Source organism: Pseudoalteromonas fuliginea (genome assembly GCF_000690055.1).
GTDB classification, from domain to species: Bacteria; Pseudomonadota; Gammaproteobacteria; order Enterobacterales; family Alteromonadaceae; genus Pseudoalteromonas; species Pseudoalteromonas fuliginea.
The window spans coordinates 1-335 of sequence record NZ_JJNZ01000194.1 but is presented as its reverse complement, the minus strand read 5'-3'; the positions used below and the strand labels follow the sequence as shown (position 1 = coordinate 335).

The window sequence follows — 335 nt, the reverse complement described above, 5'->3', positions numbered from 1 at the left end:
AACGCTACGGTGAATTCGATCCCGGGGCTTGTACACACCGCCCGTCAGATTACGGAAGTCGGTAACACCCGCAGTCAGTGGCCCAACCGTAAGGGGGGAGCTGCCGAAGGTGGGATCGGTGATTGGGACGAAGTCGTAACAAGGTAGCCGTACCGGAAGGTGCGGCTGGAACACCTCCTTTCTAGAGACACGATCGTCAGGAAATATAAAGATGAAGTAAGACAACTTACTCTCGCTGTTAATTTAAATACAATAAAAGAAGAAGAAGAGAGCTAAATAGCGATCTATTGCAAAATAGAAAACTATTAAATACAAAGTCTCGTAGCTCAGCTGGT

At 47.2% G+C, this 335-nt stretch carries 1 rRNA gene; it reads left to right on the top strand.

The annotated features are described in order from the left end of the window. Window positions 1-181, top strand: a 16S ribosomal RNA gene (locus tag DC53_RS22765); the annotation flags it as partial. Between the last annotated feature and the right edge of the window lie 154 nt (window positions 182-335).